Here is a 16,467-nt window from a genome sequence, read left to right as displayed (position 1 = left end):
AAGCCAAAATCCAGATGAAGGGTTTACTGGGTTCGTCCTTGTCGTTTGTGATGGAAGCCCTTTTCCGCAAAACCGATTTGCCGTACCTGCTTATTTTTCAGGACAAAGAAGAAGCGGCTTATTATCTGAATGATTTAGAAAACCTGATTAACGATCAGGATGTCTTGTTTTACCCGGGTTCGTACCGAAGACCCTATCAGATTGAAGAAACGGACAATGCCAATGTACTCTTGCGTGCCGAAGTGCTGAACCGCCTCAATTCCCGCAAAAAACCGGCCATTATCGTTACGTATCCCGATGCGCTTTTTGAAAAAGTGGTAACGCGGAAAGAACTCGATAAAAACACGCTGAAAGTAGCGGTTGGCGATTCCATTTCGATTGATTTTATCAACGAGGTGTTGTTCGAATACAACTTCAAGCGCGTGGATTTTGTGTCCGAACCGGGCGAGTTTTCCGTGCGCGGGGGCATCATTGACGTTTTTTCGTTTTCCAATGACAATCCGTACCGAATCGAATTTTTCGGCAACGAAGTGGATTCCATCCGAACCTTTGATGTGGAAACGCAGCTTTCGGTGGAAAAACAGAAAAAAATTACCATCATTCCCAATGTGGAAAACAAGTTTCTGAAAGAAAACCGCGAGAGCTTTTTGGACTACATCAGTCCGCAAACGGTACTTTTCGTTCAGCATACTGAGTTGTTACTGAACCAACTGGACAAATTGTTCGGCAAAGCGACGGAAGCCTTCGAAAAACTATCGAAAGACATCCAACACGCCACGCCGGAAACCATGTTTGTCAATCAACAGTCCTTTGTAAAAAAAGCGCTGGATTTCACCTTGGTCGAACTAGCCTCCAAACCGATTTTCAAAACGGAAAAAACGTTTGAGTTTCACATCCAGCCGCAACCCTCGTTCAACAAACAGTTCGATTTGTTGCTCAACAACCTGAACGACAACCATTTTAACGGCATCAAAAACTATTTGTTCTGTTCCAACGACGGACAGGCCAAGCGTTTTCACGATATTTTTGAAAGTCTGGATGAAGCGAATCACGAAAACATCCGCAAACAATATCACACGGTGGTTTTTCCTTTGTTTCAGGGTTTTATCGACGAAGAAATTCAGATTGCCTGTTATACCGACCATCAGATTTTTGAGCGCTATCATAAATTCAGTCTGAAAAACGGCTATTCGAAAAAGCAGACCATTACGCTGAAGGAACTCAACACGCTTTCGGTAGGCGATTATGTGACGCACATCGACCACGGCATCGGGAAATTCGGCGGCTTGCAGAAAATTCAGGTGGAAGGCAAAACGCAGGAAGCCATCAAATTGGTGTATGCCGACAACGATATCGTGTATGTGAGCATCCACTCGCTGCACAAAATCTCAAAATACAACGGCAAGGACGGCGCACCTCCGAAAATCTACAAACTGGGCTCCAACGCCTGGAAAGCCTTAAAACAAAAGACCAAAGCGCGGGTAAAACACATTGCGTTCAACCTGATTCAGTTGTATGCCAAACGCCGTCTGGAGAAAGGATTTGCCTGCAATCCGGACAGTTATCTGCAGGCGGAACTGGAATCATCGTTTATTTATGAAGACACGCCTGACCAGCTAAAAGCGACGCAGGACGTTAAGGCCGACATGGAAAATGACCGCCCGATGGATCGTCTAGTTTGTGGCGATGTTGGTTTCGGAAAAACGGAAGTAGCCATTCGCGCCGCGTTCAAAGCCGTGGACAACGGGAAGCAAGTTGCGGTGTTAGTACCAACCACGATTTTAGCGTTTCAGCATTACAAAACCTTCCGCGAGCGTTTGAAGGACATGCCGGTGAATGTGAATTACGTGAACCGTTTCCGCACCGCCAAACAGAAAGGCGAAATCCTGAAACAGCTGGAAGATGGAAAACTCGACATTATCATCGGAACGCACCAGTTGGTGAATAAAAATGTGGTATTTAAAGATTTGGGCTTGCTGATCGTGGACGAAGAACAGAAATTCGGCGTAAACGTAAAAGACAAGCTGAAAACCATTGCCCATAACGTCGATACGCTAACTTTAACCGCAACACCGATTCCGAGAACCTTACAGTTTTCCCTGATGGCAGCGCGCGATTTATCGGTGATTACCACGCCGCCGCCGAACCGTTATCCGATTGAAACCCAAGTAGTCGGCTTTAACGAAGAAGTGATACGCGATGCGATTTCGTATGAAATTGAACGTGGCGGCCAGGTGTATTTCATCAACAACCGCATTGAAAACATTAAGGAAATTGCCGGGATGATCCAGCGTTTGGTGCCGGGTGCAAAAGTAGGCGTGGGTCACGGACAAATGGACGGCAAAAAGCTGGAAGAACTGATGCTGGCCTTTATGGACGGCGAATTCGACGTTTTGGTCGCCACCACCATTATCGAAAGCGGTTTGGATGTTCCGAATGCCAACACGATTTTCATCAACAATGCCAACAATTTCGGCCTTTCCGATTTGCACCAGATGCGCGGTCGTGTGGGCCGAAGCAATAAAAAAGCGTTCTGTTATTTCATCTGTCCTCCGTATTCGGCCATGACCGACGAAGCGCGAAAACGGATTCAGGCGCTGGAACAGTTCAGCGAACTGGGCAGTGGATTTAACATCGCCATGAAAGATTTGGAAATTCGCGGTGCCGGGGATTTGCTGGGTGGTGAACAGAGTGGTTTCATCAACGAGATTGGGTTTGAAACCTATCAGAAAATCATGAACGAGGCGATTGAAGAGCTGAAAGAAAACGAATTCAAAGACCTGTATCCGGAAGACAACGACATCGAAACCAAAGAATACGTCAAGGATTTACAGCTCGACACCGATTTTGAATTGCTGTTTCCGGACGAATACATTAACAACATTTCGGAACGTTTGAATCTGTACAACGAACTGAGTCTGATCAAAACGGAAGAAGCCTTACAGCAATACGAACAGCAACTGATCGACCGCTTTGGTACGTTACCGAAACAGGCCGTGGCGTTACTGAACAGCATCCGCATCAAATGGAAAGCAACGCATATCGGTATTGAAAAACTGGTGCTGAAACAGGGTAAAATGGTCGGGTATTTTGTATCGGATCAGCAGTCGGAATACTACCAGTCGGCGAAATTCATGAAAGTGCTGCAGTTTGTACAGCAAAACGGCAATCTCTGCAAAATGAAAGAGAAGGAAACCAAAAACGGACTGCGTTTGTTACTGACGTTTGAAAATGTAAAGTCAATCAAACGCGCACTCGAACTCATCGAAATGATGTAAAATGATAAAAAAGAAGAAGCCTCCGATTGAGGCTTTTATTTTTTTAAGTAATGCTGTAAAAGAAAACGGGTCGAACTGTCATGCGGTTTTGTTACTCCCGAATGGATTTCCTCTAAAATCGTGGTTGCCAACTGTTTTCCGTATTCCACGCCAAACTGGTCGTAACTGAAAATGTTCCAGACAACGCCCTGCACGAAAATCTTGTGTTCGTACATCGCCAGCAGCGAACCTAGGGCTTTTGGCGTTAGTTTTTGAATCAGTAAAGTATTTGTAGGTTTATTGCCTTCAAAGGTCTTAAAAGGCGTTAAAAAGGCGTTGTTGTCGCTTTCTTCCATCGCTTTCGATTCGTCTTTCCCCAACAACAGCGCTTCGGTCTGGGCAAAAAAGTTGGCCATTAATTTATCGTGGTGCTCCTGATTTCCGTGCAAGGATTCCTTAAAACCGATGAAATCACAAGGAATCAACTTCGTTCCCTGGTGCAGCAACTGGAAAAAAGCATGCTGCGAATTACTCCCCGGCTCACCCCAAATGATATTTCCGGTTTGATACGCCACCGGATTGCCGTCGCGGTCGACACGTTTGCCGTTGCTTTCCATCACGGCCTGCTGCAAATACGGCGCCAGTTTCTTAAGGTATTGCGAATACGGAATCACCGCTTCCGTTTGGCTGCCGAAGAAATTGTTGTACCAAATGCTGAGTAACGCTAAAACGACAGGTATGTTTTTATGGAAGGCTGTGTTTTGGAAGTGGTCGTCCATATTGCGGGCGCCTTCCAGCAACTGCTTGTAATGGTCAAACCCTACAGACAAGGCAATCGACAAACCCACCGCGCTCCACAAGGAAAAACGGCCGCCTACCCAGTCCCACATCGGGAAGGTGTTCTCTAAACTAATGCCGAATTCGGTTACTTTTTCCAGATTGGTGGAAACGGCCACAAAGTGTTTGGAAACGTCTTCGGTTTTCCCCGACTGTAAAAACCAGTTTTTAATCGTTGTCGCATTGGAAATGGTTTCCTGAGTGGTAAAAGTTTTGGACACTACGATGAAAAGCGTCGTTTCGGGATTCAGTTTCTTGAGGACTTCGGCCACATGATCACCGTCGATATTGGAAACAAAATGGATGTTTAAGTGATTTTTGTAAAACTGAAGCGCTTCCACAGCCATATCCGGTCCTAAATCCGAACCGCCGATGCCGATGTTTACGATATCAGTGAAGGCTTTCCCGGTATAGCCTTTGCGGATTCCTGAAATAATTTCGTTTGTAAAAACTTCCATACGGTCGTGTACCGCTTGAATCTCAGGAATTACATTTTTACCGTCAACGAATATTTCGAAAGCAGATGAACGCAACGCAGTATGCAAAACAGCTCGGTTTTCGGTGACATTAATAGCATCTCCCGAAAAATACTTTTGAATGGCTTCCTTTAACTTTACCTCGTCAGCAAGTTGTAAAAGCAGCTGAAGGGTTGTATCCGTAATGCGGTTTTTGGAATAATCCAGCAGAAAATCGCCCCATTGCAGGTGAAAACGTTCCGCACGCGCCGGATCGACCGCAAAAAGTTCCTGCATGGCAATATGCTGCAGTTCCGAGAAATGTTTCTGTAATTTTGCCCAACTTCCGGTTTGGGCTGGGTTTACGTTTGCTAACGCCATTATTCTCCAAATTTAGCTAATGAAACACTGTCCAGTTCTTTTTTTAACGGTGCAATATAAGCCATATATTTTTGCTTATACTTCGGGTTCATCGGTTCCGAATTCGGCAATTTCTGCCGCAGCGGATCGACCTGCACTCCGTTTTTCCAGAAACGGTAACAAACATGTGGCCCTGTAGCTAAACCTGTACTTCCTACCTTTCCGATAATCTGTCCCTGCTGCACGTGCTGACCGCGACGCACCAGGATTTTTGACATGTGAAGGTATTGTGTCGTATAAGTGGCGTTGTGTCGTACTTTTACAAAATTCCCGTTTCCGCCCGTGTAACCGGTTTGTTCCACCACTCCCGAAGCCGTGGTCATGATTGGGGTTCCGGTGGGGGCGGCATAATCCGTTCCGTTGTGGGCTTTCCACATTTTTTGTACCGGATGGAAGCGGCTTTTGGTATACCGCGAGGTGATGTTGATGAATTTTAAAGGGGCTTTCAGGAACATGTTTTTCAGCACTTTCCCTTCTTCGTCGTAATAATCCACGCGTTTGGAATTTTCGTCCTGTTTGAACGGAAAGGCGTAAATTTTCTTCCCTTTGTACTCAAAGTAAGAGGCCTCGATGCTTTCCACGCCAAGGTATTCGCCGCCTTCCAGATATTTTTCATTCACGGTTACCGCAAACTTATCGCCTTTGTTAATTTTAAAGAAGTCGATGGACCAGGCATACACTTTTGAAAGTTCGGGCGCCAAAGCTGCCGATACGCCTTCCCGAGCCAGTGTGCTGGATACCGAACCGTCGATGGCCGCCGCAATGGTCCTGCGTTTGATGACTACCGGACGTGTTTTTTTATACGCTACAGGAATCGAATCGCGTAAATCCACCACGTAATAACTCATTTTATCAGGCTGATAAACGAAGGCTTTTAAACTGTTAGGTGCTTTTTTGTCCTGAAGTAAGGTAAACGGTTTCCCGATGCGGATGTCGCGCACATTGAACGAATCTTTTACCTTTTCGTTGATTTCGTGAATTCTGGCAGCATCAAAACCCTGCTCGCCTAAAATCTTGCCAAAGCTGTCACCAGACTCAATGGTATCGTGTACCACTTTAAAATCGTTGAGTCGGAACCCAAATTCGTAAACGATTTTCTCTTTTTTTACTTCCGGTTTGGCCTTTTCTTTTTCTTCTTTAGTGTTACAAGCAAATAGTATTAGTGATAATAATATGATTGCGGTGTATTTCAAGTTTGTCGGTTTTCTTTGATTAGTGATTTATTCTCCCCAGCGCTCTAATTCCTCTTTGCTCCAAAGTTCGGGAAAAAATATGCGTCTTTGGTATTTTGGCAGCATGTATTTTTTCCAGTCGCTGCCTCCGGTAGCTTCGTGATTGCCCGGAACACTCTCAATATATTTAACTGCCGCATTGTAATGACCCATCACCCATGTGATGTTAACCGTTTTGTCGTAATGACGCATTGCCGCTACTAAATCGGGATTTTTTTGGTCTTCCTCCGGCAATTGTTTGAATTTTTTCCACAGGTTGATGGTATTGTATTCTTCCATCAGGCTTAAAAACTCTTTTTTGTATTTTCGTTCGAATTCCTGCAGCAAATAGGATTTCTCTCCGGTTTTATAATCTTTTCCGGCGGCCTGCCAATACAAGTGTTCAAAGGCGTGCTCGTACGGTGTGTTGCGGTCTATTGTCGCCCGGAAACGGTGGTCAATAAGGTTGATTAAATCGGTAGAAGCAAACTCAATCATGCGGTATTGCGCACTCTGAAAACCACTGGCCGGCGTTAAGGTGTTGCGGAATTTCAGGTATTGCTCCACTTCCATCCCGTCGCCCATAATGTCGAACGAAGTGGTCAGCATGTCGAAATAGCGGCTGATGCGCATCAACCGCTCGGCAAAAAATTTAGTGCTTGGCTTTTCGGTATAAGCTACCTGACGGATTTCCCATAAAATCATTTTGAACAGCAATTCGTTGACCTGATGGTACATGATAAACACCATTTCATCCGGCAATACGGTTCTTTGTATCTGAAGGCTCAACAAAGCATCCGTTTGAATGTAATCCCAATACGTAATGGGTTTGGACCATAAAAGGCCTTCTAAATGGGTTTCTGTTTTTTGATTGATGGCTGAATATTTTTCCTCAATCTGTTTGATTTTATCGTGAACTTCCGGAGTAATTTCCATGGTTAATTTTTTACCTTTACTTTAAACGAATTCTTTAAACCTTTGAATCCGTCCAAATCGGCTTTTAATGACCCTACGGCCAAACTGGCTTTGATTCGGAGCGGCACTTTGTTTTCATCGTCGGAAATCCAGACCGTTAAACTTTCTTCCTCCTTAAAAACCCTTCCGGATTGCACATAAGGACGGAATACCATGGATGAAACGGTTCCAAACTTGGTGCTGATATCTTCACGTTTAAGATATTTCAGTTTGAATTTGTAAATCTCATCATCGAAAAACATATCGATAACGATAGATTCTCCGGGTGTAAGTTTGTCGATTTTCGGATGATTCCGCAAATAATAAAACGAAGATACAATATCCTGAACATTTTCGGTAACCGCAAATGTTTTTTCGGTTTTATTTTTGTAGTCTTTAACTAAAACCGTGTTTTTTGTTTGATTAAAAAAACCTTCCTGATCTTTGGTATACCCTCCTTCATCAATTTTTCTGACAAACTGATAGGGCTGACCGGTTTCTTTGTCGAAATAACTCTGATAATCGTCTTCCACTTTGAAAAAAAACTTAGTCATCCCAACCGTATATCCCTTACCCACAACATGATGCACTTTTTTATTGTTGCGAATAGCCTCTTTCGTTTCCAGAGTAGCATAGCCGGCATTAACCAATCCGTAATGGATTCGGAACTTGAAAAACTCTCCTGTGGTAAAAGCAGTGTCCTGTTTCGCAACGGAAAAAGAAGCTGCAAAAATCAGTAGTCCGAGTAATAGTAAGGATACTATAATCTTTTTCATTGGTTTTAATTTTAAGAATGTAAAACTACTTCTGCAATTTCCATTCCAAATTTAACAAACAAAAAAACCCAGTCAAAATAATGACTGAGTTTTTATGCTATTAACCAACCAAAAAACTATAAATTATGAAAAATTTACTTGCTCCGATGAGGGGTTATGACTTCCTCATTTTTGCGAGTGCAAATGTACATTGTTTTTTTAGTGATTTGCAACTAAAAATTCAACTTTAACACATTTTTAGCAAAATTTCAATTCTTAAAAGGTTAGTTTTTGAATTATCGTCAGTTAAACTGGTTTTTTATAAAGTTCCTCGCAATTCCTGCTCTCTTTCAATCGACTCGAAAAGAGCTTTAAAATTACCGGCTCCGAAACCACGGGCTCCCATACGCTGAATAATCTCAAAGAAAAGGGTCGGACGGTCTTCCACCGGTTTGGTGAAAATCTGCAACAGGTAACCTTCATCGTCGGCATCAATCATAATACCTAACTTTTGCAATTCGTTAATGTCTTCTTTGAATTTTGACATATGGTCCTTCAGACGATCCGGAATCGCGTCGTAATAGGCTTGTGGTGGGGTACTTAAAAATTCCACGCCGCGGGAACGCATGTCGGTAACAGTTTTGATGATGTCATCCGTCGCTACGGCAATGTGCTGAACACCTTCGTCTTCGTAGAAATCCAAATATTCTTCAATTTGGGAACGTTTTTTTCCGTGTGCCGGCTCGTTAATCGGGAATTTGATGCGTCCGTTGCCGTTGGACATTACTTTCGACATCAATGCCGAATACTCCGTGGTAATCTGTTTGTCGTCAAAAGAAAGGAAGTTCACAAAGCCCATCACGTCTTCGAACCATTTTACGGCTTCGTTCATTCGGTTCCAACCGGTGTTACCCACCATGTGGTCGATGTATTTCAACCCAACCGGCTCCGGATTGTAATCGGATTTCCATTCGCTGTATCCCGGTAAAAAGATACCGCTGTAGTTTTTGCGCTCTACGAAAACAAATACAGTTTCTCCGTAAGCACCGTAGATTCCGGCACGCACGACTTCGCCATTTTCGTCTTTTTCCACGGTAGGTTCAAAATAAGGTTTTGCCCCGCGTTTGGTGGTTTCTTCGTAGGCAGAACGAGCGTCTTCCACCCAAAGTGCGATAACTTTAACCCCATCGCCGTGTTTTTTAACATGTTCTCCGATAGGCGAATCGCTGTTTAAAGCAGTGGTCAACACCAAGCGGATTTTATCCTGTTTTAACACATACGATGCGCGGTCTCTCACGCCGGTTTCCAGACCTGCATAAGCAAGGGACTGAAATCCGAAAGCGGTTTTGTAAAAATGTGCCGCCTGTTTGGCGTTCCCTACGTAAAATTCCACATAATCGGTTCCTAACAACGGAAGGAAGTCCTGAGCTCCTTCAAAAATTTTTTCTAATCCGTATTCTACTGATTTTATTTCTTGTGACATGATATTTTATATTTTTTAAGGACAACTGTAAGTGTCCTGAGTTGTGTTTATTGTTTTAATCTAACCAAGATTGGTAATACTGCTCATCAGCAATCTTCATGGCTTCTTCCGTAACCATTAACGGTTTGAACGTGTCCACCATTACGGCTAACTCCTGCGTATCTACCTTACCGATACTTCGCTCGTAAGCGCCCGGGTGCGGTCCGTGCGGGATTCCGGCCGGATGCAGGGAGATGTGCCCCGCTTCAATATCGTTACGGCTCATGAAATCGCCGTCTACGTAGTACAACACCTCATCGCTGTCGATGTTACTGTGGTTGTACGGTGCCGGGATGGCCAACGGATGGTAATCGTACAGACGCGGCACAAACGAACACACTACAAACGCATCAGTTTCAAAAGTCTGGTGCACCGGAGGCGGTTGATGAATTCTTCCGGTAATCGGTTCGAAATCGTGAATGGACAAGGCATACGGATAGTTGAAACCATCGTAGCCCACTACGTCAAAAGGATGGGTTGCGTAGACCATTTCAAAAATTTCGTCTTTCTTTTTTACTTTGATGACAAAATCTCCTTTTTCATCGTAGGTTTCCAGTTCCTGCGGCTGACGGATGTCGCGCTCACAAAACGGCGCATGCTCCAGCAATTGGCCGAACCAGTTGCGGTAACGCTTCGGGGTATAAATCGGACGACGGGATTCCACGATAAAAAGGCGGTTATCCTCGGTGTCGAAATCAATTTTGTAAATCATACCGCGCGGCACTATCAGGTAATCGCCGTATTTGAAATCCAGATTCCCTAACATGGTACGCAATTTTCCGGTTCCTCTGTGGATGAAGATCATTTCGTCCGCATCGGTGTTTTTATAGAAATAATCACGGGTGGATTCTTTGGGCGCCGCTAAGATAATCGTACAGTCGCTGTTGGTTAAAACAGCTTTCCGGCTTTCCAGGTAATCATTTTCCGGAGTTACCTGAAATCCGCGAAGACGGTAAGATTGGATGTTATTCGCTTTGGCTATTTTAGGCGCTACACTGTACTGCTTGCGAATTTCCTTTACCTGAGTAGGACGGTGCTCGTGGTACATATTGGTAGACATTCCGTCAAACCCTATCGTACCGAACAACTGCTCGTAGTACAAATCGCCGTTTTCCTTGCGGAATTGAATGTGTCTTTTGTGGGGAATTTTCCCTAATTTATGATAAAATGGCATTTTTTATTTGTTTTAAGTTTAACGTTCGTTTATAAAAACCCGCTCATACCAAATAAAAACAGCTCATTCAGGATTTCTCTTGATGAGGAATTTTAAATGTGCCAATAAACCGTTCCAAGGTGTATGCATAACACTACAAATATCGGAATTTTTTCCGTAAAAATCATCAAACAAAAAAACCCAAAAAGAAACGAGATTGTTATACTTTTTGGGTTTTTCCTATGGTTTTAAAAATTATTCGTTGTTCAGTTTACTGTTCTTTTTACCGTAGATAAAGTAAATCGCTATACCGATAACCATCCAAAGCACCAAACGAATCCAGCTTTCCTGCGGTAACGAATACATCAAATACACACATACCAAAATCCCGGCAAGCGGTACGAAAGGCACCAATGGCGTTCTGAAAGATCTTGGCGCATCCGGCATTTTTTTACGCATTACCATTACACCGATACACACCAGTACAAAAGCCAACAGGGTTCCGATACTTACCATGTGACCCAAATCGCTTACCGGCACAAATCCGGCAAAAATACTCACGAAAAACATGAAGAAAATATTGGTTTTCCAGGGCGTGCGGAACTTTGAATGAATTTCCCCGAAGAAGCCCGGCAATAAACCGTCTTTACTCATAGAGTAAAACACGCGGCTTTGCCCCATCAGCATCACTAAAATTACGGAGGTATAGCCCGCTAAAATTGCAACGATCAAACCGGTCTGTAAAAACGTATATGGCGTTTTGGCAAAGGCCGTAGCTGCTGGTTTTGCATCACCGGCAAATTCGTAATACGGCACCAAACCGGTCATTACGTGGGCAAACAAAACGTATAATATGGTACAAATTACCAACGATCCTAAAATCCCGATTGGCATGCCTTTCTGAGGATTTTTAGCTTCCTGTGCCGCAGTAGACACCGCATCAAACCCAATGAAAGCAAAGAAAACCGTAGCCGCTCCTGCCGCAATTCCGGAAATTCCAAACTCTCCTTTAACCCCTGTATTGGCAGGAATATACGGATCATAATTGGCTGAATCTATATAACTCCATCCCAAAACGATAAACAGAATTACCACACATACTTTCAGTACTACCAAAAAGTTATTCATCGAGGCCGACTCTTTTGTCCCTCGGATTAACAACAACGACAGTAAAACCACGATAAAAATAGCCGGTAAGTTGATGATTCCGCCTTCAATTACGGTTCCGTCGCTCAGTTTTAACGTTTCCCACGGAGAACAAATCAGACTGTGCGGAAGATGAATTCCAAATTTATTGAGCAATTCGAGGAAATAGCGCGACCAACTCACTCCAACCGTGGCAGCTCCCAATGCGTATTCCAACACCAAATCCCATCCGATAATCCAGGCCATGAATTCTCCCATGGTGGCATACGAATACGTATAAGCACTTCCTGCTACGGGAATCATGGAGGCAAATTCTGCGTAACACAATCCCGCAAAGGCACAACCTACAGCCGCCACAACAAAGGACAGGGTTACGGCCGGACCGGCGTGTTCTGCTGCGGCAATTCCGGTTAACGAGAATAATCCGGCTCCGATGATGGCTCCGATACCCAAAGCAACCAAAGCTCGGGAAGAAAGTGTTCTTTTCAGACCTTTTTCAGATTCTGACGCTTCACTAAGCAATTGCGTCAGGGATTTTGTTTTCCAAATAGACATAAATATAGTTTTGGTATTTTAGTTCCCAAAAATAGACTTTTTTAAAAACATTCGCATAAAAAAAGCAGGAATTAAAGAGAAAATAAAATTTTTATGGCTCTTTACAGGGTTCTTAAAACCAAAATCCGACACTAAACCAGGTAAAATGATTGTGGGTCTCCGGCGACCAGCTGTGTTTGATTTCTATCGGACCGATAAACGTTTCCATACCGTACCCGACAGCATAACCGGTATAAGAAGGTTTTGGAATCCAGTTGTCGCTTTCAAAAATATTATTTCCGATGTTGGCAAAATTTCCGGTCAGGTTCAAATGGTTTTTTTTATAAAACTCCCAATCCAGCCCTATTTCACCTTTTACATAACTGTCTCCAGAAAGGCTCAGGAAATCGTACCCGTAAAAATGACGGAAATTGTTAATCATATTGTAGCCGTATCCGCCCAAAATAAAATCGTGAAACGGTACGGTGCGCTCCCCGATGGCAAATCCGCCTTCCGACTGCAGTTTTAAAGTGATTCTTTTCCAAAAAGTATGCACTAATTCCAAATCGGCTTTTGCAATTGAAAAAGGTTCAAAATTATTGTGATAATCTGTCGAGTAGAATAGCGATTTGAAATCGCCGTCAAACTTAAAGCCTTTTTTCGGAAAATAATTTTTATCCATGGAATCGAATTTCAGATAGCCGTACAGCGAGAAATAGGAACTGTTTTCCAACAAAGGCGTGGTATTTCGCAGCGTTTCAGACTCAATTCTCAGGTATTTATGCTCGATGCCGCCTCCCAAAAGAAACCGTTGCGCAAAAATGGTCTGGGCATACAATTGATTGGTCAGATCGGAAAATTCAATGTTGATGGACTCTACATCTAAACTTGTCAGTGAAGCTCCGCCGGAAAAATCGGTTTGGATGTTTTTATTAAACCCGTTAAATCTGGAATTGAAACCGAAACTCCAGTAAAACCCGTTATCGAAATAATAATTCAGGTTGTACCGGATGTTGTCCCCTAAAATCAAATCGGCCGCAATCACGTCGTTTTTGAAAAACAATTTCTTTTGCGTTACATTAACCAGCACGGCACTTTTGTAAAGCTCGTCGTAATGAACACCAAAGCGAAGGTAACGGTTGACCGGATTTTCCCTTAAATTCAGTACCAGTTTATCGCCTTCTCCGGATTTTTCAAACGAATAGGAGATCGAACTGAAATTTTGTGTCGAATTCAAATTCCCAAAACCATCATTAAGCCTTTTGTAACTTATAGTTGAATTGGTCTTTAAGCGCATTTTGCCCAGCACATAAGCCCGGGTAAAATTATTGAGTGCATTTACCGAAACGTCATTAATCTGTAATGTATCCGTTAGTATCGAACCGGCTTGGTTGCGCGCCTCTTTCTGACCGCCAAGCTTAACCAAATCTTCATACACCGCGAAAGCGGCTTCTTCTCCTTTGGTAATAATTTCGCTGCCCTGATCGAATGAAATCACCGAAAACCCTTTGATATCCGGTTTAATGTAAATGTCGGTCTGCTGGCGCTTGGCTTCCATTTTTTCAATCATGTTAAAATTGGTAATCTGCACCAAAACCCCGGAAGCACCGCCAAGGCTGTTTCGGTCTTTCAAACCGTCCTGCACATCCACTCCGATAATAATGTCGGCGCCCATTTTCCTAACTTCTTCTATCGGGTAATTGTTTGTAACCCCGCCATCGATCAGCAATCTTCCGTTAATTTCCACAGGAGCATACAGCGACGGAAAAGCGCCACTGGCCAAAATAGCTTGCGGCAAAACACCTTCCTTCAGTATAATTTCTTCTCCGGTTTCAATATCGGTGGCAATACAGACAAACGGAATCGGGAGTTTGCTGAAATCGCGTTCGTACCGCACATGGCTGGTCAGTCTGCTGAGCAGGTTATAATTGTACAACCCTTTGGAAAGCGCCGTGGGAACGCCTACCCTGAACTTATTAAACGGAAGGGTTAAGGCATATACCTCATCATTCCTTTTTTCGAAAAAATTCTTGGACGTTCTGGGAATATAATCCTGAAGCAGGGCATCCGAATCCACCACACTGAAAATCGAATCGAGCTGTCGGGCATTGTAACCGGAAGCATACAATCCTCCGATGATGGCACCCATACTGGTTCCGCCAATGTAATCCACTTTTACGCCGGCTTCCTCCAACACTTTCAACACGCCGATATGCGCCAATCCTTTCGCACCGCCGCCACTTAAAACCACTCCTATTTTAGGTTTTTTTTGATCTTGGGCCACAGCAGAAAAAACTAAGCTAAAGAGAAAAAGCAGCGGGTAAAGTTTTTTCATTTTATTGTTTTGGATTGGATTCCTTGTAAAATTCGACAATTTTTTTGGCTTTTGAAAGTCCTACAACCTCAGAAATTTCTTTTTCGGTCGCTTTGGACAGTCTTTTTACGGATTTGAAGTGTTTGATCAGCGCTATCATGGTTTTTTCGCCGATGCCCGGAATGCTTTCAATCGAGGTCTGAATGGCTGCTTTGCTGCGTTTGTCGCGGTGAAAGGTAATTCCGAAACGGTGTGCTTCGTTCCGCAAATGCTGAATGATTTTCAGCGTTTCCGATTTTTTGTCAAGATACAACGGCACCGAATCGCCCGGATAATACAGTTCTTCCAGACGTTTGGCAATGCCGATGATGGCGATTTTTCCACGCAGCCCTAAATCGTCCAGACTTTTTAAAGCGGAAGACAACTGACCTTTTCCGCCGTCGATGATGATGAGCTGCGGCAAGGGTTCGTTTTCGTCCAGCAAACGCTTATATCTTCTGTAAACAACTTCTTCCATCGAGGCGAAATCGTTAGGACCTTCGACCGTTTTAATGTTGAAATGCCGGTAATCTTTCTTGCTCGGCTTACCGTCTTTAAACACCACACAGGCCGCCACCGGATTGGTGCCCTGTATGTTGGAATTGTCAAAACATTCGATGTGCCGCGGCTCGACAGACAAACGCAAATCTTTCTGCATCTGCGCCATGATGCGGTTGGTGTGCCGGTCCGGATCGACAATTTTGATTTGTTTGAGCTGGTCCAGACGGTAATATTTGGCATTGCGTTCCGACAAATCGAGGATTTGTTTTTTATCGCCCAGTTTAGGAACGGTCACTTTTATTTTGTCGCCGAAATCGAGTTCGAACGGCAGGATGATTTCTTTGGAATTCAGATGAAAACGCTCGCGGAGTTCCACTACGGCTAACTCCAGCAGTTCCTGGTCGGTTTCTTCCAGTTTCTTTTTTAGTTCCATCGTATGCGAACGGACAATCGCGCCGTGGGAAATCTGCAGGAAATTCACGTAGGCCATGCTTTCGTCAGACACAATCGAAAACACGTCGATGTTGGAAATTTTAGGGTTTAAAATCGTCGATTTCGCCTGATAATTCTCTAAAACTTCTATTTTTTCTTTGATTTTCTGGGCTTCTTCAAATTTCATGTCGACCGCCAAATCGTTCATCAGTTTTTTAAAGTCTTTTAAACTCTCTTTAAAATTTCCTTTGAGAATTTCGCGGATGGCCTGCACCTGTTTGTCATAATTGGTAATCGATTCCAACCCCTCACAAGGCCCTTTGCAGTTCCCGATATGGTATTCCAGACAGACTTTGAACTTGCCGCTGTCGATGTTGGCTTTGCTCAAATCGTAATTGCAGGTGCGCAGCGGATAGAGTTCTTTTACCAAATCCAGAATCGTGTGTACGGTTTTAAAATTCGTATACGGCCCAAAATATTCCGAACCGTCTTTAATCATTTTTCGGGTGGAAAAAATTCGCGGGAAACGCTCGTTTTTGATGCAGATCCACGGATAGGTTTTGTCGTCGCGAAGCAACACATTATACCGCGGCTGTAAGGTTTTGATCAGATTGTTTTCCAGTAATAACGCATCGGTTTCCGTAGGAACGACAATGTGCTTGATGGCGACAATCTTCCGGACCATCACATTGGTTTTGGCGTTGTCGTGCACTTTGTTGAAATACGACGCAACGCGTTTTTTCAGATTTTTGGCTTTCCCGACATAGAGAATTTTACCGTCTTTATCGTAATACTGATACACGCCGGGACTGTCCGGTAAGGTTTGGATTTGAAGTTCTAAAGCGGAAAGCGACATGGTAGTTGTTGGCTCTTTGTTAGTTTCAAATTTACGAATTTGTTTGCGAAAAAGCGACTTCCTAACAATTCGTTACCTATA

10 protein-coding genes are annotated in these 16,467 nt (G+C 43.7%); 1 reads left to right on the top strand and 9 read right to left on the bottom strand.

Translation table 11 applies throughout. From position 1 onward, the window contains the following. Positions 1-14: 14 nt before the first annotated feature. On the top strand, positions 15-3,278 hold the full coding sequence (mfd, locus tag G498_RS0106665; RefSeq protein WP_117616534.1) for a transcription-repair coupling factor: 3,264 nt from the start codon (positions 15-17) through the stop codon (positions 3,276-3,278). 35 nt (positions 3,279-3,313) lie between these two features. Here mfd and pgi read toward each other — a convergent pair whose 3' ends face one another. The 9 genes from pgi to uvrC all read right to left on the bottom strand — a co-directional run bounded on the left by pgi (position 3,314) and on the right by uvrC (position 16,386). Next, positions 3,314-4,930: a glucose-6-phosphate isomerase gene (pgi, locus tag G498_RS0106660; protein ID WP_026980467.1), complete on the bottom strand. Its 1,617-nt coding sequence runs from the start codon at positions 4,928-4,930 to the stop codon at positions 3,314-3,316. Next, positions 4,930-6,162 carry a M23 family metallopeptidase gene (locus G498_RS0106655; RefSeq protein WP_026980466.1) on the bottom strand — a complete coding sequence of 411 codons (1,233 nt, stop codon included), beginning with the start codon at positions 6,160-6,162 and terminating at the stop codon, positions 4,930-4,932. Before G498_RS0106655 ends, pgi begins: the two co-directional genes overlap by 1 nt. A 27-nt stretch (positions 6,163-6,189) precedes the next feature. Then, positions 6,190-7,116 (bottom strand): tryptophan 2,3-dioxygenase family protein, encoded by a 927-nt coding sequence (locus tag G498_RS0106650; protein ID WP_026980465.1) that lies wholly within the window; start codon positions 7,114-7,116, stop codon positions 6,190-6,192. A 2-nt stretch (positions 7,117-7,118) separates the two neighbouring features. Beyond that, complete coding sequence (locus tag G498_RS0106645) at positions 7,119-7,910, bottom strand: DUF3108 domain-containing protein (RefSeq protein ID WP_026980464.1); 792 nt, start codon at positions 7,908-7,910, stop codon at positions 7,119-7,121. Between the two features lie 298 nt (positions 7,911-8,208). Further along, positions 8,209-9,372 (bottom strand): 4-hydroxyphenylpyruvate dioxygenase, encoded by a 1,164-nt coding sequence (gene hppD, locus G498_RS0106640; protein WP_026980463.1) that lies wholly within the window; start codon positions 9,370-9,372, stop codon positions 8,209-8,211. Positions 9,373-9,427: 55 nt separating this feature from the next. Next, positions 9,428-10,585 (bottom strand): homogentisate 1,2-dioxygenase, encoded by a 1,158-nt coding sequence (locus G498_RS0106635; RefSeq protein WP_026980462.1) that lies wholly within the window; start codon positions 10,583-10,585, stop codon positions 9,428-9,430. 234 nt (positions 10,586-10,819) lie between these two features. Then, a complete protein-coding gene (locus tag G498_RS0106630; RefSeq protein WP_026980461.1) occupies positions 10,820-12,265 on the bottom strand; it encodes an amino acid permease in 1,446 nt (481 codons plus the stop codon). 112 nt (positions 12,266-12,377) lie between these two features. Next, on the bottom strand, positions 12,378-14,579 hold the full coding sequence (locus G498_RS0106625) for a patatin-like phospholipase family protein (protein ID WP_026980460.1): 2,202 nt from the start codon (positions 14,577-14,579) through the stop codon (positions 12,378-12,380). Between the two features lies 1 nt (position 14,580). Continuing rightward, the gene (gene uvrC / locus G498_RS0106620; RefSeq protein WP_026980459.1) at positions 14,581-16,386 is read right to left on the bottom strand and encodes an excinuclease ABC subunit UvrC; all 1,806 of its coding nucleotides are present in this window, start codon (positions 16,384-16,386) and stop codon (positions 14,581-14,583) included. Between the last annotated feature and the right edge of the window lie 81 nt (positions 16,387-16,467).

Origin of the sequence: Flavobacterium suncheonense GH29-5 = DSM 17707 (genome assembly GCF_000430025.1) — a bacterium.
GTDB lineage: Bacteria > Bacteroidota > Bacteroidia > Flavobacteriales > Flavobacteriaceae > Flavobacterium > Flavobacterium suncheonense.
Note: the sequence above shows the minus strand (reverse complement) of the source record. Positions and strands in the feature narration are given on the sequence as shown.

Excerpts from the sequence above, each read along its gene's own strand:
- hppD (WP_026980463.1), bottom strand. The coding sequence starts at position 9,372 with ATGTCACAAGAAATAAAATCAGTAGAATACGGATTAGAAAAAATTTTT.
- G498_RS0106625 (WP_026980460.1), bottom strand. The coding sequence starts at position 14,579 with ATGAAAAAACTTTACCCGCTGCTTTTTCTCTTTAGCTTAGTTTTTTCT.
- mfd (WP_117616534.1), top strand. The coding sequence starts at position 15 with ATGAAGGGTTTACTGGGTTCGTCCTTGTCGTTTGTGATGGAAGCCCTT.
- G498_RS0106630 (WP_026980461.1), bottom strand. The coding sequence starts at position 12,265 with ATGTCTATTTGGAAAACAAAATCCCTGACGCAATTGCTTAGTGAAGCG.
- uvrC (WP_026980459.1), bottom strand. The coding sequence starts at position 16,386 with ATGTCGCTTTCCGCTTTAGAACTTCAAATCCAAACCTTACCGGACAGT.
- G498_RS0106635 (WP_026980462.1), bottom strand. The coding sequence starts at position 10,585 with ATGCCATTTTATCATAAATTAGGGAAAATTCCCCACAAAAGACACATT.
- pgi (WP_026980467.1), bottom strand. The coding sequence starts at position 4,930 with ATGGCGTTAGCAAACGTAAACCCAGCCCAAACCGGAAGTTGGGCAAAA.
- G498_RS0106650 (WP_026980465.1), bottom strand. The coding sequence starts at position 7,116 with ATGGAAATTACTCCGGAAGTTCACGATAAAATCAAACAGATTGAGGAA.
- G498_RS0106645 (WP_026980464.1), bottom strand. The coding sequence starts at position 7,910 with ATGAAAAAGATTATAGTATCCTTACTATTACTCGGACTACTGATTTTT.